The sequence below is a fragment of the Terracoccus luteus genome (genome assembly GCF_003635045.1).
GTDB lineage: Bacteria > Actinomycetota > Actinomycetes > Actinomycetales > Dermatophilaceae > Terracoccus > Terracoccus luteus.
Genome location: NZ_RBXT01000001.1, coordinates 2814087 through 2836369 on the forward strand (window position 1 = coordinate 2814087; position 22283 = coordinate 2836369).

At 72.2% G+C, this 22283-nt stretch carries 19 protein-coding genes, 1 tRNA gene and 1 pseudogene; 14 read left to right on the forward strand and 7 right to left on the reverse strand.

Annotated features, from left to right (window positions below):
- Positions 1–373: 373 nt before the first annotated feature.
- A complete protein-coding gene (locus DFJ68_RS12795) occupies positions 374–2968 on the forward strand; it encodes a penicillin-binding protein (protein ID WP_211333360.1) in 2595 nt (864 codons plus the stop codon).
- 85 nt (positions 2969–3053) lie between these two features.
- Here DFJ68_RS12795 and DFJ68_RS12800 read toward each other — a convergent pair whose 3' ends face one another.
- A complete protein-coding gene (locus DFJ68_RS12800; protein WP_121033765.1) occupies positions 3054–3509 on the reverse strand; it encodes a GatB/YqeY domain-containing protein in 456 nt (151 codons plus the stop codon).
- Between the two features lie 78 nt (positions 3510–3587).
- On the opposite strand from DFJ68_RS12800, the gene DFJ68_RS12805 reads away from it, so the two are divergent.
- The 3 genes from DFJ68_RS12805 to DFJ68_RS12815 all read left to right on the forward strand — a co-directional run bounded on the left by DFJ68_RS12805 (position 3588) and on the right by DFJ68_RS12815 (position 5672).
- Positions 3588–4562: a metallophosphoesterase gene (locus tag DFJ68_RS12805; protein WP_121033767.1), complete on the forward strand. Its 975-nt coding sequence runs from the start codon at positions 3588–3590 to the stop codon at positions 4560–4562.
- An 81-nt stretch (positions 4563–4643) separates the two neighbouring features.
- Positions 4644–4720, forward strand: a tRNA-Pro gene (locus tag DFJ68_RS12810).
- 118 nt (positions 4721–4838) lie between these two features.
- Positions 4839–5672, forward strand: coding sequence for an Fpg/Nei family DNA glycosylase (locus tag DFJ68_RS12815; protein ID WP_170165766.1), 834 nt, complete (start codon positions 4839–4841; stop codon positions 5670–5672).
- Positions 5673–5722: 50 nt separating this feature from the next.
- On the opposite strand, the gene DFJ68_RS12820 is transcribed toward DFJ68_RS12815, so the two are convergent.
- Positions 5723–7063 (reverse strand): C1 family peptidase, encoded by a 1341-nt coding sequence (locus DFJ68_RS12820; protein ID WP_121033769.1) that lies wholly within the window; start codon positions 7061–7063, stop codon positions 5723–5725.
- 241 nt (positions 7064–7304) lie between these two features.
- Between DFJ68_RS12820 and DFJ68_RS12825 the strand changes: the two genes are divergently transcribed.
- Positions 7305–7733, forward strand: a complete 429-nt coding sequence (locus DFJ68_RS12825) for a DoxX family membrane protein (RefSeq protein ID WP_121033771.1) — start codon at positions 7305–7307, stop codon at positions 7731–7733.
- Positions 7734–7810: 77 nt separating this feature from the next.
- On the forward strand, positions 7811–8548 hold the full coding sequence (locus tag DFJ68_RS12830) for a sulfite exporter TauE/SafE family protein (protein ID WP_245963636.1): 738 nt from the start codon (positions 7811–7813) through the stop codon (positions 8546–8548).
- 45 nt (positions 8549–8593) lie between these two features.
- Here DFJ68_RS12830 and DFJ68_RS12835 read toward each other — a convergent pair whose 3' ends face one another.
- Entirely contained in the window at positions 8594–9997 is a 1404-nt protein-coding gene (locus tag DFJ68_RS12835) for a DUF2252 domain-containing protein (RefSeq protein WP_121035352.1), read from the reverse strand.
- 43 nt (positions 9998–10040) lie between these two features.
- Here DFJ68_RS12835 and DFJ68_RS12840 point away from each other — a divergent pair, with 43 nt between their 5' ends.
- Positions 10041–10901 (forward strand): SCO6745 family protein, encoded by an 861-nt coding sequence (locus DFJ68_RS12840; protein WP_121033775.1) that lies wholly within the window; start codon positions 10041–10043, stop codon positions 10899–10901.
- A 75-nt stretch (positions 10902–10976) separates the two neighbouring features.
- On the opposite strand, the gene DFJ68_RS12845 is transcribed toward DFJ68_RS12840, so the two are convergent.
- The gene (locus tag DFJ68_RS12845; RefSeq protein WP_121033777.1) at positions 10977–11492 is read right to left on the reverse strand and encodes a DUF3995 domain-containing protein; all 516 of its coding nucleotides are present in this window, start codon (positions 11490–11492) and stop codon (positions 10977–10979) included.
- A 199-nt stretch (positions 11493–11691) separates the two neighbouring features.
- Here DFJ68_RS12845 and DFJ68_RS12850 point away from each other — a divergent pair, with 199 nt between their 5' ends.
- Positions 11692–13437, forward strand: coding sequence for a flavin-containing monooxygenase (locus DFJ68_RS12850; RefSeq protein ID WP_245963799.1), 1746 nt, complete (start codon positions 11692–11694; stop codon positions 13435–13437).
- Between the two features lie 39 nt (positions 13438–13476).
- Positions 13477–14829 carry an APC family permease gene (locus tag DFJ68_RS12855; protein ID WP_245963637.1) on the forward strand — a complete coding sequence of 451 codons (1353 nt, stop codon included), beginning with the start codon at positions 13477–13479 and terminating at the stop codon, positions 14827–14829.
- Here DFJ68_RS12855 and DFJ68_RS12860 read toward each other — a convergent pair.
- Positions 14816–15238 (reverse strand): nitroreductase family deazaflavin-dependent oxidoreductase, encoded by a 423-nt coding sequence (locus DFJ68_RS12860; protein WP_121033779.1) that lies wholly within the window; start codon positions 15236–15238, stop codon positions 14816–14818. The genes DFJ68_RS12855 and DFJ68_RS12860 overlap by 14 nt on opposite strands.
- Before the next feature lie 152 nt (positions 15239–15390).
- Here DFJ68_RS12860 and DFJ68_RS12865 point away from each other — a divergent pair, with 152 nt between their 5' ends.
- The 5 genes and pseudogenes from DFJ68_RS12865 (at position 15391) to DFJ68_RS12880 (ending at position 20182) form a co-directional block, all read left to right on the forward strand.
- A complete protein-coding gene (locus tag DFJ68_RS12865) occupies positions 15391–17709 on the forward strand; it encodes a M14 family zinc carboxypeptidase (protein WP_147431580.1) in 2319 nt (772 codons plus the stop codon).
- 73 nt (positions 17710–17782) lie between these two features.
- The gene (locus DFJ68_RS12870; protein WP_121033783.1) at positions 17783–18646 is read left to right on the forward strand and encodes an oxidoreductase; all 864 of its coding nucleotides are present in this window, start codon (positions 17783–17785) and stop codon (positions 18644–18646) included.
- Positions 18647–18667: 21 nt separating this feature from the next.
- Positions 18668–19054: pseudogene (locus DFJ68_RS19095) on the forward strand (putative immunity protein); the annotation flags it as partial.
- A gap of 114 nt (positions 19055–19168) precedes the next feature.
- Entirely contained in the window at positions 19169–19621 is a 453-nt protein-coding gene (arr, locus tag DFJ68_RS19100; RefSeq protein ID WP_245963801.1) for an NAD(+)--rifampin ADP-ribosyltransferase, read from the forward strand.
- Positions 19622–19738: 117 nt separating this feature from the next.
- Complete coding sequence (locus DFJ68_RS12880; protein WP_121035355.1) at positions 19739–20182, forward strand: PA2169 family four-helix-bundle protein; 444 nt, start codon at positions 19739–19741, stop codon at positions 20180–20182.
- Between the two features lie 93 nt (positions 20183–20275).
- Here DFJ68_RS12880 and DFJ68_RS12885 read toward each other — a convergent pair whose 3' ends face one another.
- Complete coding sequence (locus tag DFJ68_RS12885; RefSeq protein WP_121033787.1) at positions 20276–21280, reverse strand: Gfo/Idh/MocA family protein; 1005 nt, start codon at positions 21278–21280, stop codon at positions 20276–20278.
- Positions 21281–21293: 13 nt separating this feature from the next.
- Positions 21294–22226 carry a TIM barrel protein gene (locus tag DFJ68_RS12890; protein ID WP_121033789.1) on the reverse strand — a complete coding sequence of 311 codons (933 nt, stop codon included), beginning with the start codon at positions 22224–22226 and terminating at the stop codon, positions 21294–21296.
- Positions 22227–22283 lie beyond the last annotated feature (57 nt).

The window sequence follows — 22283 nt, forward strand, 5'->3', positions numbered from 1 at the left end:
GCTCGTGCTGAGCACGGTCCACGCATGGTCACCTGCTTTACCATCGCTTTACCGACCGCTTGACGGTCGTTGAAGACTCGTCGACCAAGACGAGGGGGTTGCGGAGGCCTGCCCGAGCCCCCAGACCGTCAATCCGGACAAATGCGGAATCGTCGCGAGAAACGTCGCCCAGTTCTGTCCGTCATATGCCGCGCGAAGGACAAAAGACCGTCGAGGATGCCGGCCGGCCCGCCCTCAGCACCATCACCTGGGCCCGTGGGGCACCCGCGAGTCCCCGCCCGCGGCGCCGCGGGCATCGGTGGGCGTCCTGCTCCACCCGTGTCGCACTCGCGCGCGTCGGGGTGGCTAAGGTGGATCGTTTACCCTAGGGCCCATGTCTTCGCGCACCACCGCGTTCGGCGGCGTCATCAGTCTGCTCGGGGCCTTCCTCGCCTCGGCTCTCGTGCTCGGCCTGCTCCTGGCCGGTCTCGTCATGCCGGCCGTCGGGGCCACCGGGGCGCTGGCCCGAGGCGGTGTCGACGTCTTCAACGACCTGCCCAGCGAGTTCAAGACCGACCCGCTGGCCCAGCAGTCGCGCATCCTGGCCGCCGACGGCACGGTCATCGCGACGCCGCAGGACCAGAACCGCACCATCGTGCCGCTCAAGGCGATCGCGCCGATCATGCGCAAGGCGCAGGTGGCCATCGAGGACCGGCGCTTCTACGAGCACGGCGGTGTCGACCTGCAGGGCGTGGTGCGCGCCGCGGTGTCGAACCTGCAGGCGGGCGCCACCGAGTCGGGCGCCTCGTCGCTGACGCAGCAGTACGTGAAGATCTCGCTCCAGTACTCGGCGCTCAGCTCGGGCGACAAGGAGGCGGCGGCCGCTGCGGTCAAGAAGGACTACATGCGCAAGCTCAAGGAGCTGAAGTACGCCATCACCCTCGAGAAGCGGATGACGAAGGACCAGATCCTCGAGGGCTACCTCAACCTCGTCTACTACGGCGACCGGGCGTACGGCGTCGAGGCGGCCTCGCAGCACTACTTCAGCATCCCTGCCAGCAAGCTCAGCGTCTCGCAGGCGGCGCTGCTCGCCGGCCTGACGCAGAACCCGGGCACGACCGACCCGGTCAACAACCCGAAGCGCGCGATCGACCGCCGCAACGTCGTGCTGGCGGCGATGTACGACCAGAAGGTCATCACGCAGAAGCAGTACCAGCAGGCCAAGGCCCGCACGCTCAAGCAGGACATGAAGGTGACGAACCCGAAGTCGACCTGCCTCAGCTCGCCCTACCCCTACTGGTGCGACTTCATCATCAACTACGCGATGGAGATGCCCGAGCTGGGCAAGACCCGCGAGGAGCGTCGTCGCACGCTCTACCAGGGCGGCATCACCATCACGACGACGCTCGACCCCCGCATCCAGGACGCCACCCAGAAGGCGGTCACGTCCAAGGTGCCGATCGGTGACAAGTCGGAGGTCGGCGCGGCCGCCTACGTCACGGACCCGAAGACCGGCAAGGTGCTCGCCTTCGCCCAGAACACGAAGTACACGGTCGGCAAGCAGACCCTCGGCGCCACCGGCATCAACTGGGCGCTCGACAAGAAGTACGGCGGCTCCAGCGGCTTCCAGTTCGGCTCGACGGCCAAGGCCTTCGGCCTGCTGACCGCCATGGAGTCGGGCATGAACACGAAGTCGAGCGTCAAGGCCAAGGCCGCGGGGGGCAACAGCCAGGCCACGTACACGCCGAAGGAGTGGCCCGGCGGCACGGTCGACGGCTGCGGCCCCGGTGGCACGTGGAAGGTCTACAACGACAGCCCCTTCGCCGGCGGCAACATCTCGCTCATGGAGGCGACGGCCAAGTCGACCAACACGGCGTTCGTCGCCCTGGCCGAGCAGCTGGGTGGTTGCAAGGTGCGCGACACCGGCATGCGCCTCGGCCTGCACCAGGCCGACGGCGGCCAGATCCCCCCGTACGCGCCGGCCTACATCCTCGGCGGCTCGGAGGTCTCGCCGCAGGGTGTCGCCACCGCCTACGCGACCCTGGCCAACGACGGCACGCGCTGCCCTGTCGTCGCCATCACGAAGATCGTGCGCAACGGCAAGGAGGTCAAGCTCCCGAGCAGCGCCTGCAAGCAGGTGGCCGACCCCGATGCCGTGCGCGCCACCGACAAGTTCCTCGAGTACAACATGACCAACGGGTCGGGCATCCGCAACCAGCTCGACGGCCGACAGTCGGCCGGCAAGACCGGTACGGCCAACAAGAACAACGAGTCGTGGTTCGCGGGCTACACCCCGAACCTCGCCACCGCGGTCTGGGTCGGCACCCCCGACGACGGCAACAAGCGCAACATGGTCGACCTCACCATCGGCGACAAGTACATCCCCAAGATGCACGGCGCCGCGGTGGCCGCGCCCATCTGGAAGAGCGTCATGAGCACGGCGCTCGAGGGGATGCCGGTCGAGAAGTTCAAGCAGCCCAGCGACAAGCTGCTCAACGGTGACAACACGACCATCCCCGACGTCACCGGCATGCGGGTGAACGCCGCGGTCGACGCGCTCCAGGCCGCCGGCTTCAACGCGGGCGTCGGTGGCACGATGCGCAGCTCGGTGCCCTTCGGCCGGGTGGCCGGCACCTCGCCCTCCGGCACCGCCAAGAGCGGCAGCTTCATCACGCTCTACACCTCGGGCGCGGGCATGTCGTTCGGCGGCGACACCAACGGGTTCACGAACAACGCCAACCAGACCCGTCAGAACCGCCGCAGCGGTCGCACCGGCACGCCCACGCCGCCGCGCACGCCCACCGCCGACCCGACACAGGCCACGGCCGACCCGACGCGCACGCCGAAGGCGACGAAGACCAAGGCGCCGAAGCCCAAGCCGAGCAAGACCCCGAAGCCGTCCGCGTCGACGAAGTCGCCCACCAAGCCGACCAAGCCGGCCCCGCAGCCGACCAAGCCGGTCAAGCCGACCACTCCCCCGGCCGCCTGAGCGGACGCACCCGCCGGGCCCATCGGCATCCACACGACGAAGGGACCGACGCGGACGTCGGTCCCTTCGTCGTGCACGGGGCGTGTCAGCCGGCGAGCACCTGACGGACGATGGCCGCCACCCGGCCACCCTCGGCGCGCCCGGCGACGGCCTGCTGGGCGGCCTTCATGGCCAGGCCCATCTGCGGCATGCCCGAGGCGCCCGAGGCGGCCACGGCGTCACGGACGATGCCGGTGAGCTCGGCGTCGTCCATCTGCGTCGGCAGGTAGGCCTCGAGCACGGCCAGCTCGGCGTCCTCCTTGTCGGCGAGCTCGGGGCGCTGCGCGCCGCGGTAGGCGACCGAGGCCTCGCGACGCTTCTTCGCCTCCTTGGTGAGCACCTTGAGCACGTCGTCGTCGGTCAGCTCGCGGTGCTCGGTTCCCGCGACCTCCTCGGTCGTCACGGCGGTCAGGGCCATGCGCAGCGAGCCCGCCCGCACCTGGTCGCGCTCGCGCATCGCCGTGGTGAGGTCGGCCTGCAGCTGCTCCTTGAGGGTGCTCATGGCGCCAGTCTCTCAGGTGGCGTCTCAGCCGGTCGCGGCCTTTACGGCCGGCCGTGGGCGTGATGACAGGATGACGGCATGCAGCCGCTGACGAGAAGAGTGCTCGGGTCGGTGCTCGGGCTGGGCGCCGCCGGTCTCGGGGTGCTCGGCTGGGCGTCGCTGGTCGAGCGCAACGCCTTCGTCATCCGGCGCTTCGACGTGCCGGTGCTGCCGCCCGGCTCGCGGCCGCTGCGGGTGCTGCACGTCAGCGACCTGCACCTGCTGCCCCGGCAGAAGCGCAAGGCGCAGTGGATCCGCAGCCTCGGCTCGCTCGACCCCGACCTCGTCGTCAACACCGGCGACAACCTCGCGGCCGTCGACGCCGTGCCGGCGGTGCTCGGCGCCTTCGAGTACGTGCTGTCGCGTCCCGGCGTCTTCGTGCTCGGCAGCAACGACTACTTCGGCCCGCGCCTGAAGAACCCCCTGCGCTACTTCGTCGACGCCGCACCGCGCCGCGCCGAGGCCAGCACGCGCCTGCCGACCGACGAGCTCGTCGCCGGCCTGTCGTCGCAGGGCTGGGTCGACCTCACCAACCGCCGCGACACCCTCGAGATCGGAGGGCTGCGCATCGACGTCGTCGGCGTCGACGACCCGCACCTCGACTACGACCGGCTCGACCTCGTGCGACAGCCGGCCGACCCCGACGCCGACCTCACCATCGGCGTCACCCACGCGCCGTACCAGCGGGTGCTCGACGCCTACGCCGAGGACGGCTGCGCCCTCATCATCGCCGGGCACACGCACGGCGGGCAGGTCTGCCTGCCGTTCAAAGGCGCCCTCGTCACCAACTGCGACCTCGACGCCGGCCGCGTCAAGGGCCTGTCGCGCTGGTGGCCCGGCGCCGGGTCGACCCCGTCGTCGCAGGCCCCCGCGGATGCCGCGTGGCTCGAGGTGTCGGCCGGGCTCGGCACCGCGCCCACCGCGCCCGTGCGCCTCGCCTGCCGCCCCGAGGCGACGCTGCTCACGCTCGTGCCCCGACCACCCGATTCGGAGTTGGGTCAGGGCCTGCGCTAGCATCTGTGCTTGCTGCCCGGTCTCGGAGAGGTCGTCCGACACGGGGCAGTTCGCATGCGGAACGCTGGTCGTGACGCATGACGGGGTGTGGCGCAGCTTGGTAGCGCGCTTCGTTCGGGACGAAGAGGTCGCAGGTTCAAATCCTGTCACCCCGACCAGCCGAGAGGGCCCTGACCAGCGGAGACGCGGGTCAGGGCCCTTCGTCATGTCATCCGCGTGCACGAGCGGGCCCGACGCCGCCGTTCCGGTGGGCCCCGCGCTGGGCACGTGGTCGGTGTGCCCGAGGGAGACAGCGTCTACCGGCTCGCGCGACGGCTGGATGCCGGTCTGCGCGGCCAGGTGCTCGAGCGCACCTCCCTGCGCGTCCCCCGTCACGCCACGGCGAACCTCGACGGCCTCACGCTGCTCGAGCACGACACCCACGGCAAGCACCTGCTGACGCGGCTCAGCGGGGGCCTGACGCTGCACACGCACCTGCGCATGCAGGGCAGCTGGACCGTCACCCGGCCCGGCAAGAGGCTCCCCCGACGGGTGATGCCGGACGTACGGGTCGTGCTCGGCACGGCATCCGGCACGACGGCGTACGGCATCTCCCTGCCCGTCGTCGAGCTGCTGCGCACCCGCGACGAACGGCAGGTCGTCGGCCACCTGGGGCCCGACCCGCTGCGCGCCGACTGGGACGCCGCCGAGGCGGTCCGCCGGCTGCGGGCCGTCCCTGCCCGGCCGGTCGTCGCCGCCCTGCTCGACCAGCGCGTCGTCGCCGGCTTCGGCAACCTCTGGGCCAACGAGCTGTGCTTCCTCGTCGGGGTCAGCCCGTGGACGCCCGTCGGCGAGGTCGACGTCGAGCGGCTCGTCGCGCTCGGGGCGCGCGCCCTGACGGCATCCGCGACGGTCGAAGGTGCCTACCAGGTGACGACGGGACGGCGGCAGAAGGGCGAGCAGCACTGGGTGGCGGGCCGGTACGGCCGGCCGTGCCTGCGATGCGGCACACGGGTGCTCGTCGCGGCGGAGGTGAGCAACGACCCCGAGAACCGGCGGACGTGGTGGTGCCCCCACTGCCAGCCGGGTCCCGGGAGGCCGGCGCCGACGCGCCGGCCCCCGGGCACCTGACCATCGGGTCAGGGGCGGTGGCCCAGGCCTGGTGACTCAAGCTTGGTGACTCAGGCCTGGGTGGCGAGCGCGCCCATCGGGTCCCACGCGGGGAGGACGATCGGGTCGGCGTCGAGGGCGGCCTTGAGCTCGTCGGGCAGCGCGTCACGGCGGACGGCGATCTCGAAGACGTGCTCGCCGAACCAGTTGTCGTTCATCGTCATGAAGCCCTTGTCGCCCTTCTCGGTGCCCCAGCTGTTCTCGACCCGCCAGCGCCGAGGGGCGCCGTCGAGCAGGTCGACGCCGGTGAAGAGCATGGCGTGGGTCATGAGCGACTCGTGGTGGGTCAGGCGGTCGGCCTTGGGCAGGTCGGGCGTCGTGCCGTAGACGGCGGCGCGGTCGAAGAGTGCGGCGTCCCAGAGGCCGAGGTCGGCGTTGGACATCTGGCCGGTGTCGCAGCCGAACCACACCGGCTCGCCGCCGACGATGGCCTCCGAGGCGAGCTTCTTCATGAGCGCCGTCTCGACGTTGAGGTAGGTGACGGGCGGCGCGCCGACGACGTTGCCGAGGTGCTTGACGGTGAAGGTGCGGCCGAAGGGGCTGCTCTCGCGCGGGTCGTTGACGAGGCACACGTAGTCCTCGAGGGGCACGGTGACGTAGGCCTCGGCGAACTCCCGCGGGGTCATCGTCCCGTCGCGGTGGAAGCCCTTGTCGGTGTCCTTCCACTGCCACACGAACGACTGCGGCGGGGTGCCGAGGTGGATGCAGAGCAGGCGGTGCACGGTCGCGAGCGTCGCCTCCTTCGCCTCGTCGAGCTGCTCGGGGCCGGCACCGCCGGCCGCCGCGGCGCGCAGGTCACGCGCCGCCTGGCGCAGGATCGTCGCGATGTCGCGGTTCATCTGCCGGGTGTTGCTCGAGCTCTTCGTCTCGGGCATCGCCACCTTGGGCACGAGGCCGTGCTTGACGACGAGGGCGACGAACATGTTCCACTGGCCGCCGTCCTCGGCGGGCGCCCCGAGCAGGTGCGCGACGGTGCGGTCGTCGACGTCGCGGTCGGCGGTGGCGATGACCGACTCGAGCCAGTGGTTGGCCTTCTCGAGCTTGTCCCAGAACAGCAGGTAGTTCTGCGAGAACTCGAAGTCCTTGACGCCGAGCTTCTTCGCGGCGCCCGCCCGCAGCAGGTTGGTGCCGGCGAACAGCCAGCAGCGACCGCTCTTCTCCTGCGACGTGGCGGTCCAGTCGTCGAGCAGGTTCGACATCGAGTGGTCGATGGAGGTGACGACGCGGCGGTCGAGCGCCACCTCGTCGACGAGCGTGCTCGTCACGGCGTTCTGCAGCAGGCGCGCGGTGGGGTCGGCGTCGACGTCCTTGGACAGGCGGTCGGTGAGGTCGATGGGCAGGTCGTGCGGCATGAATTCTCTCCTCGGGTGCCGACGGCTCGTGGCCGCCGGGCTGGTTCGGCTCCGTGCAGTGGCGACGCTCTCTCACTCTAGGCCGGATGCCGGGAGCCTCCCGGGCGCGCCGGCGCGGTCGCCGGGTGGTTCGGGTGGTTGAGGGGACAACGACAGCGGGTACCCAGTGCGGGTACGTCACCGCGGTCTCCACGCCGGGTCCCGCCCGGCCGACCGTCCGTCCCCGACCTGGGAGGTCCCCATGAAGCTCGGCCACATCGTCGACCGCCTGCCCGAACGGCTGGCCACCGGCGCCTTCATCCTGCACTCCGGCCTCGAGAAGCTGAAGGGCGACGAGGAGACGGCCAAGGGCATGCACGGCATGGCCAGCGGGACCTTCCCGTTCCTGAAGAACATCGAGCCGACCCGGTTCCTGCGCATGCTCGCCATCGGTGAGATCACCGTCGGCTCGCTGTTGCTCGTGCCCGTCGTGCCGAAGCCGGTCGCCGGCGCCGCCCTCACCGGCTTCTCCGCCGCGCTGCTGACCGTCTACGCGCGCACGCCCGGCATGCGTCAGCCCGGCAGCATCTGGCCGACCCAGCAGGGCCTCGGCGTGAGCAAGGACGTCTGGATGCTCGGCATCGGCAGCGGCCTCATGCTCGACTCGGCCACCGACAGGACCCGCCGCTAGGCACCCACGCGGCGCCACGACATCCGACCACCGGGCCACCGGACGGGCGGATGCCGTGGCGCTGGCACGATGCCTCCGTGACGGTGACGGCGTGGGTGCTGCTCGGGGCGGCGGCGGTGCTCATCGGGCTGGCCAAGACGGCCCTCGGCGGGCTCGGCAGCATCGCCATCGCGATCTTCGCGACCGTGCTGCCCGCGAAGGAGTCGACGGGTGCCATCCTGCTGCTGCTCGTCGTCGGTGATGTCGTCGCGGCGTGGCACTACCGCGGCGACGCCGACCGCGCACTGCTGCGACGGCTCATCCCGGCCGTCGTACCCGGCCTGCTGCTCGGCGTGGCCTTCCTCGCCGTCGTCGACGACGTCGTGCTGCGGCGCTCCATCGGTGGGCTGCTCCTCGCCATGGCGGCGCTGCAGCTGTGGCTGAAGGTTCGCGCACCGTCGTCGACGTCGGCGGTGGCCTCGTCGCGCGCGGCCGGAGTCGTGACCGGAGCCGCCTCGGGCTTCGCCACGATGACGGCCAACGCGGCCGGCCCGGTCATGACGCTCTACCTCGTGGCGCAGGGGATCGACAAGCGGCGCTTCCTCGGGACCGGCGCCCTGTTCTACCTCGGGGTCAACCTGTGCAAGGTGCCGCTCAGTGCCGGGCTGGGGCTGCTCGGCGGCGACACCGTCGTGCGGACCGCGCTGCTCGCTCCCCTGGTGCTGCTCGGGACGTGGGCCGGGGTGCACCTCGTGCGGCGGCTGAGCCAGACCCGGTTCGAGCAGGCCGTGCTCGCTGCGACGGTGGTCTCGGCCGTGGCCCTCGTGGTCCGCTGACGGCCGCCCGGTCCGCGTCTGCCCCTTTCCCGGCCGTGGCGGGCGTCAGGCCGGGGCGACGTGCTCGAGCGCCCCACCGCGGAAGGCGTCGACGAACAGCTGGTGGTCTCGCCGGCTGCGCACCGCGTACTCGTGCGCGAACCTGGTCAGGTCGGCGACGAGCGCCTCGACGTCGCCACCCACCCGTCGCCCGATGGCGTCCTCGACATTGACGGTGACGAGGTCCTGGTCGCTCTCCTGGTCGGCGACGCAGTGGATCTTGGCCGTGGCCCGGCCGAGCTGCGGCACGAGCAGCGACAGCTCGTCGGGCTCGCTCAGCTCGTCCCAGTCGAGGTCGGCCTCGTAGGGCGACACCTCGCTGACGACGAACCCGACCTCCTCGCCGTCGGGGCCGGGCAACGACGTCCAGCCGAGAAAGCGGTCGGCCCGCGCCTGCAGCGCCCGCTGCGAGATGGCGGTGCGGTGGCCGTGGTGCTCGAAGTGAGCCCGCCCGCGCTCGTCGTCGACGACCCGGCTGGGGGCGGCGACGTTGGCCTGCTTGAGCGAGAGAACGACGTCGTTGTCGAGCGCCTGGGTGTAGCCCTCGATGAGCAGGCTGTAGGCCGGGAGCCCAGCGCTGCCGATGCCGAAGCCCGAGCGTCCGACGGCATCCAGCAGGTCGAAGGTGACCGCGCCACGGCGCGAACCCGGCAGCGTGTCGAGGTAGCGCTCGAAGGCGTCGCGCACGCGGCCCATCTCGTCGTCGTCGAGGCGCCGGACGCCCGAGCCGTCGGCGAAGCGGCGGCGGTAGTCGTCGACGACGGTCATCGACTCGAGCAGCTCGACCCGCGTCGACAGCTTGGCCACGTGCAGCGCGTCGAGCACCGCCCCCTCGGCGTTGTCGAGGGTCAGCGCCCACTCGGTGTCGTCGGCGACCTGACGGTAGTGCTCGACCTGGTCGAGGTAGGCCCGCACGTAGGCGTCGATGAGGTCGTCGATGAGGTCGTCGGGCAGCGCCTTCTGCCAGCAGAGCAGGGCGAGGCTCGCGCAGAAGCGGGCGAGGTCCCACGTCCAGTGGCCGACGTAGGCCTCGTCGAAGTCGTTGACGTCGAAGACGAGCCGGCCCTCGGCGTCGAGGTAGGTGCCGAAGTTCTCGGCGTGCAGGTCGCCCTGGATCCAGACCCGCGCGAGGTCGTCGTCGACCCAGCGCGCGTCGAACCGGGCCCACGCGCCGTCGCGGCCGACGTCGGCGTAGAACAGGCAGGCCGTGCCGCGGTAGAAGGCGTAGGGGTCGCGGGCCATCTTGCGGAACTTCGTGCGGAAGCCGTGCGGGTCGGCCTTCATCAGCGGCTCGAACGCCTCGACGAGGGCCCCGACGACGAGCTCGGTGCGGGCCGCGTCGTCATCGGTCGTGGCGCTGGGGTCGTCGGCGTGAGAGGTCGTGGCGCCCTCGGGCGCGTCCGGCGTCATGCCGTCACGATGCCACAGCGGCGCCCCGTCATAGGGTCGGCGCATGAGCGACGACGCCACCGCGGCCGGGCCCGACGAGCTGCGCCGGGCGTCACGCCGGGCGTGGGGAGCGCTCGAGACGCTGCACGTGCTCGGGTACTTCGCGCCGGCGGTGCGGGACGCCTACGTCGCCCTCGGGCTGCACCCACGCCTCAGCTACTTCGCCGCCCGGTCGGCCGCCTTCGGCCCCGTCGGGCCGGCCGTCCCGACGGCGACCTTCTACGTCTTCAGCCCGCGGCTGCACGAGCTCGCGCTGCCGGCGTCGTGGTCGGTGGCCTCCCCCGAGCAGGTGCAGCACACCCGGCGTCAGGCGATGGCGGGGGTGCTCGAGCAGGTCGTCGGCGACGTCGACGTCACCGAGCTGGTCGAGCTCGCCACGACGGCCTGCGACGGGCTCACGGCACCGGGCCGACCGCTGTACGCCGCCCACGCCGCCCTCGACCGCCCCGACGACCCGCGCGTGGCGCTCTGGCACGCGGCCACCCTGCTGCGCGAGCACCGCGGCGACGGTCATGTGGCCGTGCTGCTGCGGCACCGGCTCGACCCCGTCGAGTCGCTCGTGCTCGGCGGGCTGTTCTCGGTCAACACGGAGTTCGTGCGCACCACCCGCGGCTGGACCGACGAGCAGTGGGATGCCGGTACGCGACGTCTCGAGCGGCGTGGCCTCGTGCACGGCGCCGCCCTCACCGGCGACGGTCTGGCCTTCCGGCGACGCGTCGAACGAGAGACCGACGACCTCGCCCTCGAGGGCTGGGCCCACCTCGGGCTCGAGGGCACGCAGCGGGTCGTCGAGCTGGCCACGCCGCTGCGCGAGCGGGTGCTGGCGAGCGGCATCCTGCCCGAGTGGGTCGCGGCCCGCGGCTGACGCCGGCATTCGGTCGAGGTGCGGACTCGCGCCCGGCTGCGACGGAATACCTCGACCCGCGTCAGGGACCGGGTGTCACCTCGGCCGTGGCGCCCGCCGCAGCGCGACGGCGAGGGCGAGGCCCCAGAGCAGGAAGAGGGGGTCCCACAGCCACGCGTGGCCGACCATCGCGGGCCGGTCGTAGCCGCCGTCCGGTGTGATCACCCCGGCCAGCACGAGGTTGCCGACGACGGTGTTGGCCCCGCCCCACAGCACGAGCACGGCGACGGCGAGCCACAGCAGCGCGACCCAGGGCCGGCGCCGCAGGAGCCCCCGACGGGCGAGCCACAGCGGCAGGAGCGCTCCGGCCACCTTGACCGCCGCCACGACGAGCAGCAGCCAGCGCACGTCGGCGAAGGTCGTGACGATGCGCTCCCCCAGCGTCTCGAGTAGCCAGTCGCCGCCGAGGCCCCAGTAGGCGCTCGACGCGGCGTGCACGAGGCCCGCAGCGGCCGCCACGAGGAGGGTGACCCCGACCACCCGCGACGTCGAGGATGCCGGGTGGCCCGGCCCCGCGGCATCCGGGCGCCGTGAGCGGGGGGTCTCACCCATTGACCGCGCCCGCCGCGCGGGATTGGCTGGCGTCAGCGCGGGTCACCGACGACCCGCCCGGCCCCAGGGAGTGCACGTGACAGACACCCTCGACCTCGCAGAGGCACGCACCGACCCCGACCAGGACCCCGCGTCCGACCCCGCTTCGGACCCCGCCTCGCAGCGGGCGCAGGCGTGGCTCGACCGGCTCAACGAGGCGCTGGAGGCGAAGGACCCCGACCGTGCGGCAGGGTTGTTCGCGCGGCAGAGCTTCTGGCGGGATCTCATCGCCTTCACGTGGAACATCATCACCGTCGAGAACCCCGACGGCGTCCGCGACATGCTGGCGGCCACCCTCGACGACACCGCGCCGGTGCGGTTGCGCCTGACGGAGCCGGCCACCGAGGACGGTGGCGTCGTCACCGCCTGGGTCGAGCTCGAGAGTGCGAAGGGGCGCGGGCCCGGACTGCTGCGCCTCACGGAGGAGGACGGCGAGGACCGGGCCTGGACCCTGCTCACCGCCATGCAGGAGCTCGCCGGCCACGAGGAGCCGCGCGGCGCGCGACGGCCGCTGGGCGCACAGCACGGCGCCGCCAAGGACCGGGTGACGTGGGCCGAGCGGCGCCAGCAGGAGGCCGAGAGCCTCGGCTCGGACACCCAGCCCTACGTGCTCGTCGTCGGCGGCGGCCAGGGCGGCATCGCCCTCGGGGCGCGGCTGCGCCAGCTCGGGGTCCCCAGCCTCGTCGTCGACAAGCACCCGCGCCCCGGCGACCAGTGGCGCAGCCGCTACAAGTCGCTCTGCCTGCACGACCCGGTCTGGTACGACCACCTGCCGTACCTGAAGTTCCCCGACAACTGGCCCGTCTTCGCGCCGAAGGACAAGATCGGCGACTGGCTCGAGTCGTACGTCACGGTCATGGAGGTGCCGTACTGGAGCTCGACGGAGGCGAAGTCGGCCCGCTGGTCCGACGAGGCGGGCCACTGGACCGTCGAGGTCGAGCGGGAGGGCAAGCCCCTCACCCTGCGCCCGACCCACCTCGTCTTCGCCACCGGCATGTCCGGGCGCCCCCGGATGCCCGAGCTGCCGGGCGCCGACCACTTCCGCGGCGAGATCCACCACTCGTCGCGCCACCCCGGCCCCGACGCCTACCGCGGCAAGCGCGCCGTCGTCGTCGGCAGCAACAACAGCTCGTTCGACATCTGTGCGGCCCTGTGGGAGAACGACGTCGACGTCACGATGGTGCAGCGCTCGTCGACCCACGTCGTGCGCAGCCAGAGCCTCATGGAGTACGGCCTCGGTGACCTCTACTCGGAGCGGGCGCTCGACGCCGGCGTGACGACCGAGAAGGCCGACATGATCTTCAGCTCGCTGCCGTACCGGATCATGCACGAGTTCCAGAAGCCGATCTACGACACGATCGCCGAGGTCGACAAGGAGTTCTACGACCGGCTCGAGGGTGCCGGCTTCTGGCACGACTGGGGCGCCGACGGCTCCGGCCTGTTCATGAAGTACCTCCGGCGCGGGTCGGGCTACTACATCGACATCGGCGCCGCCGACCTCGTCGCGGACGGTGACGTCAAGCTGGCCCACGGGCAGGTCGACCACTTCACTGAGGATGCCGTCGTGCTGGCCGACGGCACCGAGCTGCCCGCCGACCTCGTCGTGTTCGCGACCGGCTACACCTCGATGAACGGGTGGGTGGCCGAGCTCGTCGACCAGGAGACCGCCGACCGGCTGGGCAAGGTGTGGGGTCTCGGGTCCGACACCCCGCTCGACCCGGGGCCGTGGGAGGGCGAGCAGCGCAACATGTGGAAGCCGACGCAGGTGCTGAACCTCTGGATGCACGGGGGCAACCTGCACCAGTCCCGCCACTACTCGATCTACCTCGCGCTGCAGCTCAAGGCCCGCCACGAAGGCCTCGAGACCCCCGTCCACGGGCTCGCGGAGGTGCACCACACCTCCTGACGCCCGCCGCCCGGGCGTCACGCCGCTAGCCTCACCAGCGTGACGCCGCAGCAGCAGCCACCGCAGGACGGGCCGTCGGCCGGCCTCTCGGGGTCGGCCGACGGCCCGTCGCTGGCGCGTCGCCTCTCGACGACCGACGCCGTCGTCGTCGGGCTCTCGGCCATGGTCGGCGCCGGCGTCTACTCGGTGTTCGGCCCCGCGACCGCGGCCGCCGGGTCGCTCGTGCTCGTCGCGCTCGGCGTCGCCGCCGTCGTCGCCGCCTGCAACGCCCTGTCGTCGACCCGGCTCGCGGCCCGCTACCCGCGGTCGGGCGGCACCTACGTCTACGGCCGCGAGGTGCTGGGCCCGTGGTGGGGCTTCGTGGCCGGCTGGGGCTTCGTCGTCGGCAAGACCGCCTCCTGCGCCGCCATGGCCCTGACGGTCGCGACGTACGCCCTCCCCGGCCCGGCCGGTGTCGTCACCGCGGCGCAGCGGGCGGTGGCCGCCGCGGCGGTGGTCGCGCTGACGCTGGCGACGGTGCGGGGGATCACCCGCACGGCCAGGCTCGCTCGCGTCCTGCTGGTCGTGACGCTCACCGCGCTGGTGCTGTTCGTCGTCGTCAGCGCGAGCACGTCGACGTCGCAGTACCGGTCGGCGTCGACCGCCGCCACGAACCTCATCACAGTCACGGAGGCCGGGTGGCCGGGAGTGCTGCAGGCCGCGGGCCTGCTGTTCTTCGCTTTCGCCGGGTACGCCCGGGTGGCGACCCTCGGCGAGGAGGTCCGCCGTCCCGAGCGGCTCGCCGCGGCCGTGTCGGTCGCGTTGGGGGTCGTCGTCGTGCTCTACCTCGCCGTCGGGGTGACGGTGCTGCGTGGGCTGGGCGTCGAGGCGGTGGCGGCGACGACGACCCCCGTGGCGGCGGCGGCCGACGCGACCGGCATCCCGTGGCTGCCGACCGCCGTGCGGGCCGGTGCGGTGGCCGCCGGGCTGGGGGCGCTGCTGGCCCTGCTCGCCGGGGTGGGGCGCACCACCCTGGCCATGGCCCGCGAGCACGACCTGCCGCACCGCCTGGCCGCCGTCGACCCGGTGCACCGGGTACCGGCCCGCGCCCAGGCGGCGGTGGCCGGCGTCGCGTGCCTGCTCGTGCTCGTCGGGGACCTGCGCGGCGTCATCGGCTTCTCGTCCTTCGGGGTGCTCGTCTACTACGCGGTCGCCAACCTGTCCGCCCTGCGGCTGGGTGGCCCGGGCACCGGTGGCGGCGCGACCAGGGCCGGCGCCGTGGTGGCGGTCGTCGGCCTGACGGGCTGTGTCGTGCTCGTCGCCACCCTCCCCGCGACGGCCGTCGTCGCAGGCCTCTGCGTCTTCGCCCTCGGCGTCGCGGGCCGGTGGGTGCGACTGCTCAGCGCCGGGTGAGCACGAGCACCGGGATGACCCGGCTCGTCTTGCGCTCGTACTCGGCGAAGCCCGGGTAGCGCTGTTTCTGCGTCTCCCACACCGGCTCGCGCTCCTCCGGGGCCAGCTCGCGGGCGGTGACGTCGATGGTCTCGACGCCGTCACCGTCGCCGGCGGCGACCTCGATCGCGGCCTCGGGGTGGGCCCTGAGGTTGTGGTACCACGCCGGGTTGACGTCGAGGCCGGCGTACGAGGCGAAGACGGCCCACCCGTCGTCGACGGCCTGGTACATCATCGGGCTGACCCGCTGCTGGCCCGACTTCGCACCGGTGCTGTGCAGCAGCAGCAGCGGCGCACCCGCGAAGTTGCCGCCCACGTGCCCGCCGTTGGCACGGAACTCCTCGATGACCTGCTCGTTCCAGTCGCTCATGGTCCGACGCTAGCCCGCCCGGGTCCGGACCACGACCCGTGGAGGTCTTCCGTCGTCCTGGCGACGAGAAACCTCCACGGGAGAACGGGTTCCGGAGCCGGCAGCCCTCGCTTCCGGTGGCCGAGTCGACCCGACAGGAGTTCAATGCGCTCATGCGTCGTCGCCTCGTGCTGACCTCAGTCTTCACCGCCGTCCTCGGCCTGACCGTCGCCCCCGCGGCGTCGCAGGCCTCGTCGCCCCCGTCGGCCTCGCCGACGTCGGCCTCCTCCGCCGCCGCGTCCTGCGCCGGCGTGCTCGACACCCCGGCCACCTACGACGGCACCGTCCCGGCGCCGAAGAAGGTGCTCGGCTACGAGCTGGGCTCCAAGCAGGCCAGCAACGCCGACATCCTCAAGTACTGGGATGCCGTCGACCGCGCGAGCGACCGGGTCGTCACCGGCACCTTCGCCACGTCGTGGCAGGGGCAGCCGCTGCGCTACGCCCTCGTCGGCTCCCCGACGACGCTCTCGCGCCTGCCCCGCATCACCGCGGACCTCGCGAAGCTGCGCGACCCGGCCACGCCGGCATCCGACGCCGACGCCATCGTCGCGCGCACCCCGGCCATCCTCTGGATCTCGGCCAACGTGCACGGCAACGAGCCGTCGGGCGGCGACGCGGTGCTGCGGCTGCTCTACCAGCTCGCCGACCGCAACGACTGCGTGGCGAAGGCGATCCGCGACAACGCGCTCGTCGGCCTCATCCCGACGCAGAACCCCGACGGCCGCACGAACGACGTCCGCACCAACGCGTACTCGTTCGACCTCAACCGCGACTGGTTCGCGCGCACCCAGCCCGAGACCGACGGCAAGCTCGACCTGCTGTGGACGTACCCGCCGCAGCTCTACGTCGACGAGCACGAGATGGGGGGCAACGGCTACTTCTTCCCGCCCAACAGCGACCCGGTCTACCACGAGACGCCCGACCGCCAGTACACGCAGATCGAGAAGCTCTACGGCGCCGCCAACACCGCCGCCTTCACGGCCAACGGCTGGAAGTTCGAGACGTACCAGGCCGGCTACGACATGTTCTACCAGGGCTACGGCGACACCGTGCCCACGACTCAGTTCGGCGCTGCCGGAATGACGTTCGAGCAGGGCGGCGACAGCCCCTACCCGGCCAAGACCAACCACCACTACACGTCGGCGATCACCACGCTCTACACCGGCGCGACCAACCGGGCCCGGTTGCTGCGCGAGTGGCGCCAGACCTGGCTGCAGGCGCTGCGTGAGGGTCAGGCGTGCCGGCTCGAGCCGAACGCCACCTTCAACCCGGGCAACGAGGTGCTCATCCCCGTCCCGAAGAAGCCGGTCTGCGGCTACTTCCTCACCGGCGACAACCCGGAGACGCGCAACGTCGTGCGTCGTCTGCAGCAGGCGAAGGTCGAGGTCAGCCGGCTGACCTCGAGCGTCGTCGTGCCCGACTACAAGCCCTACGGCCAGGCGGTGCGTAGCCAGCGCCTGCCCAAGGGCACCTACTGGGTCAGCCTCGCGCAGGTGCAGAAGCACTGGGTGCAGGCGATGCTCGGTGAGGACACCTACACGCCGTTCCCGTACTTCTACGACGTCAGCGGCTGGAACAACGCGATGCTCGCCGGCGTCGGCGGGGGCTCCACCGGCACCCGGCTCGACGTGGCGACCGCCCCCGTGGCGCTGCTGCCGGCCGCCACGGCCGCCCCGGTGGCCGACGCGCCGCGCATCGGCATCATCGACCAGCGTCCCGAGCCGACGTACCAGTACCAGACGACGGGCTGGCTGCGCTGGCGCCTCGAGCAGGACTGGAAGCTCGACTACACCGCGCTGACGCCCGAGCAGGTCACCCCGGCGGCCCTGAGCCGCCTCGACGTGCTGCTCGTCCCCGACGTCGACGGCCAGCCCACCTTCGACCGCCTGGGCCAGACCGGGCGCCAGGCCCTCCGGTCGTGGGTCAACCGTGGCGGGCGCTACGTCGCATGGCAGGGCGGCACGGTGCTGGCGAAGTCGCTCGGCCTCACGTCGGTCGGCCTCTCCGAGGCCACGGCGGTCTCGCCGGGAGCCCTGCTGTCGCTCAACGCCCCTCGTGCCAACACGTGGGCGCTCTGGGACGACGGCGACGCACAGATGAGCCCCGGTGGCGCCGCCGTCATCACCTCGTTCCCGGCCAGCCCGTTCGTGTCGGGCTACGCCGAGGACACCGACACCCTGGCCGGCAGCGCCGTCGAGGCCGTCGACCGTGTCGGGGCGGGCAGCACGACGGTGTTCTCCATCGAGCCGAACTTCCGCGGCTACAGCGACGGCACCGCCGCGCTGCTCCTGGATGCCGTCAAGGGCACCCCCGGTGAGAGCGCGCGGGTCGCGCCGCGGCCCCTCGCGGCGGAGGCGCCGTCGGTGCTCGGACTCACCCGTTCGACCGCGGATCACGTCGCCGACGAGCAGCGGGAGCGCGGCCGCGACTGAGCCGGCACCGCACGCGCGACGACCTCCGGGCCGGGCCTCGCACGGCCCGGCCCGGAGGTCTACCGTCGAACGGGTGACCGACACCTACCGCCTCGCCGACACCACCGTGCACCGCATCGGCTACGGAGCGATGCAGCTCCCCGGCCCCGGCGTCATGGGCCCGCCCCGCGACCGTGACGAGGCCCTGCGGGTGCTGCGCCGCGCGGTCGAGCTCGGGGTCGACCACATCGACACCGCCCAGTTCTACGGCCCCGACGTCTCCAACGAGCTCATCCGCGAAGCCCTGCACCCCTACCCCGCGGGCCTGGCCCTCGTCACGAAGGTCGGTGCCCGCCGTGACGCCGAGGGGCAGTGGCTGCCGGCCCAGTCGCCCGCCGACCTGCGGGCCGACGTCGAGGCGAACCTCCGGTCGCTCGGCACCGAGCGGCTCACCGCGGTCAACCTGCGGCGCATGGACGAGCACGGCGTCGGCGGTGTGCCGATCGAGGAGCAGCTCGGCGAGCTCGCCGCCCTCCGTGACGAGGGCAAGATCGCCGGCGTCGGGGTCTCGACGGTCGACGCGGGGCAGCTGGACGCCGCGATCGCCACGACCGCGATCGTCTGCGTCCAGAACGCGTTCAGCCTCGTCGACCAGTCGGATGCCGGTGTGCTCGACCGGTGTACCGCCGAGGGCATCGCGTACGTCCCCTACTTCCCCCTCGGCTCGGCGTTCCCCGACATGCCGAAGGTGGTCGACCGACCCGCCGTGCAGGCGGTGGCCGCCCGGCTCGGCGTGCCCGCCGCGAGGGTCGGTCTCGCCTGGCTGCTCGCCCGCGCCGAGAACGTCCTGCTCATCCCCGGCACCTCGTCGGTGGCCCACCTCGAGGACAACATGGCCGTCGCCGACGTGCACCTGTCGGAGGACGACCTCGCCGAGCTGGCGACGGTCACTGCCTGACGACGACGACCAGGAGGCGAGATGGCAACGGGCTCAGGTGACTTCGCCCTCACGACCGACGAGCTGAGAGCCGTCACGGCGTACGCCCTGGCGTGCGCGGAGCCGGCCCTCGTCGTCTGGGACCGGGCCCACGCCGACGACGACCGCCCGGCCGCGGCCCTCGAGGCGGCCCGGGTCTTCATTTCCGGCGCACGGCGCACCCGGCTGCAGCGCACGGCGGCCACCGAGGCCCACCGGGCCGCGAAGGAGACGGCGGACGAGGCGGCGGCCCATGCGGCGACGGCGTGCGGCGACGCGTCGGCGGCTGCCTACCTGCACCCCCTCGCGACGGCGACCCAGCTGCGGCACGTGCTCGGGGCGGCCGCCCACGCCGCGCGCGCGGCCGAGCTCGCCCGAGGCGGCGACCCCGTCGTGGCGGAGTACGTCGTGACGGCGGCCGCCCGCCGGGCGAGCCCCCTCGTGCTCGACGTGCTCTCGCGCTACCCGCGGGCGCCCGAGGGACGCACCCGGGTGGCCGCCCTCATGCGCCGCCTCGACGTGCTGCTTCGCGACCCACCCCCGGCGCCTCGGGTCGTCGACGACGCCGGCCCCTTCTTCCACGGGACCCGCGCCGACCTGCGCCCCGGCGACCTCCTCGTGCCCGGCCGCACGACGAACTACGGCTCCGGCAGGGCGTCGGTGCACGTGTACGTCACCGCGTCCGACGTCGGGGCCCCGCTGGCGGCCGAGCTCGCCCTCGGCGACGGTCCGCCACGGGTCTACCGGGTCGAGCCGACCGGACGCATCGAGGACGACCCCAACGTCACCGACAAGCGCTTCCCCGGCAACCCCACCCGCTCGTACCGCACGCGCGAGCCGGTGCGGGTGGTCGAGGAGGTGCACGGCTGGGAGCCACCGTCCGCCGACCTCGTCGCGCGCATCCGGGCGAGCTCGGGCGAGCTCGCCGAGCTGGGGATCGAGGCGATGGACGACTGAGCCGGGGAACGTTCGGCGTGCCCACCGGCATCCGGTCGGCCGGTCGTCGGGTAGGGCGGGCGTGCCGAACGGGTAGGTCACCCGTGAACCACCAACCCCCAGAACGTAGGAGTGAGCATGTCTGCAGACGAGAAGGTCGCCAAGGAGCTGGTCGAGACGCTCAAGGACGGCGAGAAGGGCTACGCGCAGTCGGCCGAGAAGCTTCGCGACAGCGAGCACGCCGAGTGGGCGACGACCATGCAGCGCCTGTCGGAGCAGCGTGCGGAGTTCCGCCGCGAGATCGTCGGCCTCGGCCACGAGTACGGCGACGACGTCGACGAGAGCGGCTCGGCCCTCGCTGCACTGCACCGGGGCTGGATGTCGCTCAAGGACGCCCTCACCGGTGACGACGCCTCGGGCGTGCTCGGTGCGGCCGTGTCGGGCGAGGACCACGCGGTGACCGAGTACGAGAAGGGCCTCAAGGAGGACCTCAGCGACGGCTTCCGCGACGTCGTGCAGCGCCAGCACGCCGCCATCGTGTCGGCCCGCGAGGAGCTCAAGGCCCTGCAGACCGCGAGCTGAGCCGGCGGTGCCGCTCGGCGCCACGACAAGACGAGGGCGGGTCACCGGCAGCATGCCGGTGACCCGCCCTCGTGCTCGCTCGGCCCTCTCGGGTCAGGCGTAGAAGGCGGGCTTGTCGACCATGTGCACCGCGACCACACCGTCGTCGGTCAGCGCCTTGACGCCGGCATCGCACACGCTGGCCGCGGCGTAGCCGTCCCACGCGGTCGAGCCGGTGTGCTCGCCGCGGGCGACGGCGTCGATCCACTCCTGCACCTCGGTGACGAACGCGCCTCGGAACCGGTCGTTGTGGTCGCGCGTGATGCCGTTGCGCCGACCCCCGCCGTCGCGGACGACGACCGCGTTCTGGTCGGCGAGCGAGACGGTCCCCCGCTCGGCGACGGCCTCGCAGCGGATGTCGTAGCCGAACTGGCAGTTGACGAAGATCTCGTCGTCGACCCGGACCCCCGACACCGTCTCGAGCACGAGCACGAGCGGGTCCTGCAGGTGGGGCGCCCTGAGGCTCGTCTTCCTCGGCTTGTCGACGCGGGCCGAGACGAACTCCTCGCCCAGCAGCCACCGCATCGTGTCGATCTCGTGGATGGCGGTGTCGTTGATGGCCATGTCCCACGTGTAGAAGTCGGGCACGGTGGGGTTGCGGTGCGCGCAGTGCACCATGAGCGTCTCGCCGAGCTCGCCCGAGTCGAGCAGTGCCTTCATCTCGCGGTAGCTGCGGTCGAAGCGGCGCATGAAGCCGACGGTGACGAGCCGGCGTCCAGCCGCCTGCTCGGCCTCCATGATGCGCAGCGCGGCATCGGCCGTGGGCGTCAGCGGCTTCTCGCACAGCACCGGCTTGCCGGCGGCGATGCAGGCGAGCACGTCGACCTCGTGGGCCGGTCCGTACGAGCAGATCATCACGGCGTCGACCTCGTCGGCCGCGATGAGCTCGGTCGACGAGGCGTACCTCGTGCCCCTGATGCGCCGCGCGACCTCCGTCGCGCGCGCCTCGTCGACGTCGGAGACCGCCACGACGCGGCCGCCGGCGATGACGGTGTGGATGCGGTCGATGTGCGCCTGGCCCATGCCGCCGGGCCCGATCATGCCGATGCGGACTGTCATGTGAAGCTCCGGTTCACCGTCGGCCGAGGCCGACCGACGCGAGGTACTCCCGCGTCTCGATGGCGTTCGGCAACGGGACGCTCGGGTCGCACGGGTACATGTCCTGCTCGCACACGACGTAGAGCTCCTTGTCGAGGTCGGCGAGGGCGTCGACGAGCGACGGCATGTCGGGCGCCCCGGCCGGCGGCTTCACCGAGCAGCCCTTCGCCACCGCCTGGCCGAACGGCCAGTCCTCGTCGTGGGCCTGCTTCACGAGGGCCTGGTCCATGGCCTTGATGTGCACGTACGAGATGCGCTCGGGGTACCGGCGGACGAGCTCGACGGGGTCGCCGCCGCCGTAGACGACGTGACCGGTGTCGAGGCAGAAGCCCACGTACTCGGGGTCGGTCGCCTGGAAGATGCGGTCGATGTCCTCGGGCGTCTCGATGTGGCTGTCACCGTGGGGGTGCAGCACCATCTGGAGGCCGTAGTCCTCCTTCATGATGCGGCCCAGGCGGTCGGCGTTGCGGATGTAGTCGTTCCACGCCTGCGTCGACAGCACCCGGTCGTCGGTGTACTCCCATGTCTTCTCGTCACGGAACATCGGCGGCAGGTGGACGACGTACTCGGCGCCGACGGCGGCGTGCGTCTCGGCTATGGCCCGGAAGGTCCTCTCGGTGTCGGCCCACGCCTCCGGCTGGTGCAGGATGCCCCAGCCGGTGCCGGCGACGACACGGAAGCCGCGCTCGTCCATCTCCTCCTTCAGCCGCACCGGGTCCTTCGGGAAGTAGCCGAACGGCCCGGTCTCCATCACCGAGAAGCCGGCCTCGGCCATCTCGTCGAGTGCGGTCTCCCAGTGGATCTGCTTGTCGTCCTCGGGGAACCAGACACCCCACTGGTCGGGGCACACCCCGATCGTCAGCTTGCTGTATCGCGGGTCGGTGTTGCGGGCCTTGTCGTCGGCCATGGTGGAGCGGTCCTCTCGGAAAGCGGTGCGAGACAGTGATGTCGAAGGCTGAGCGCG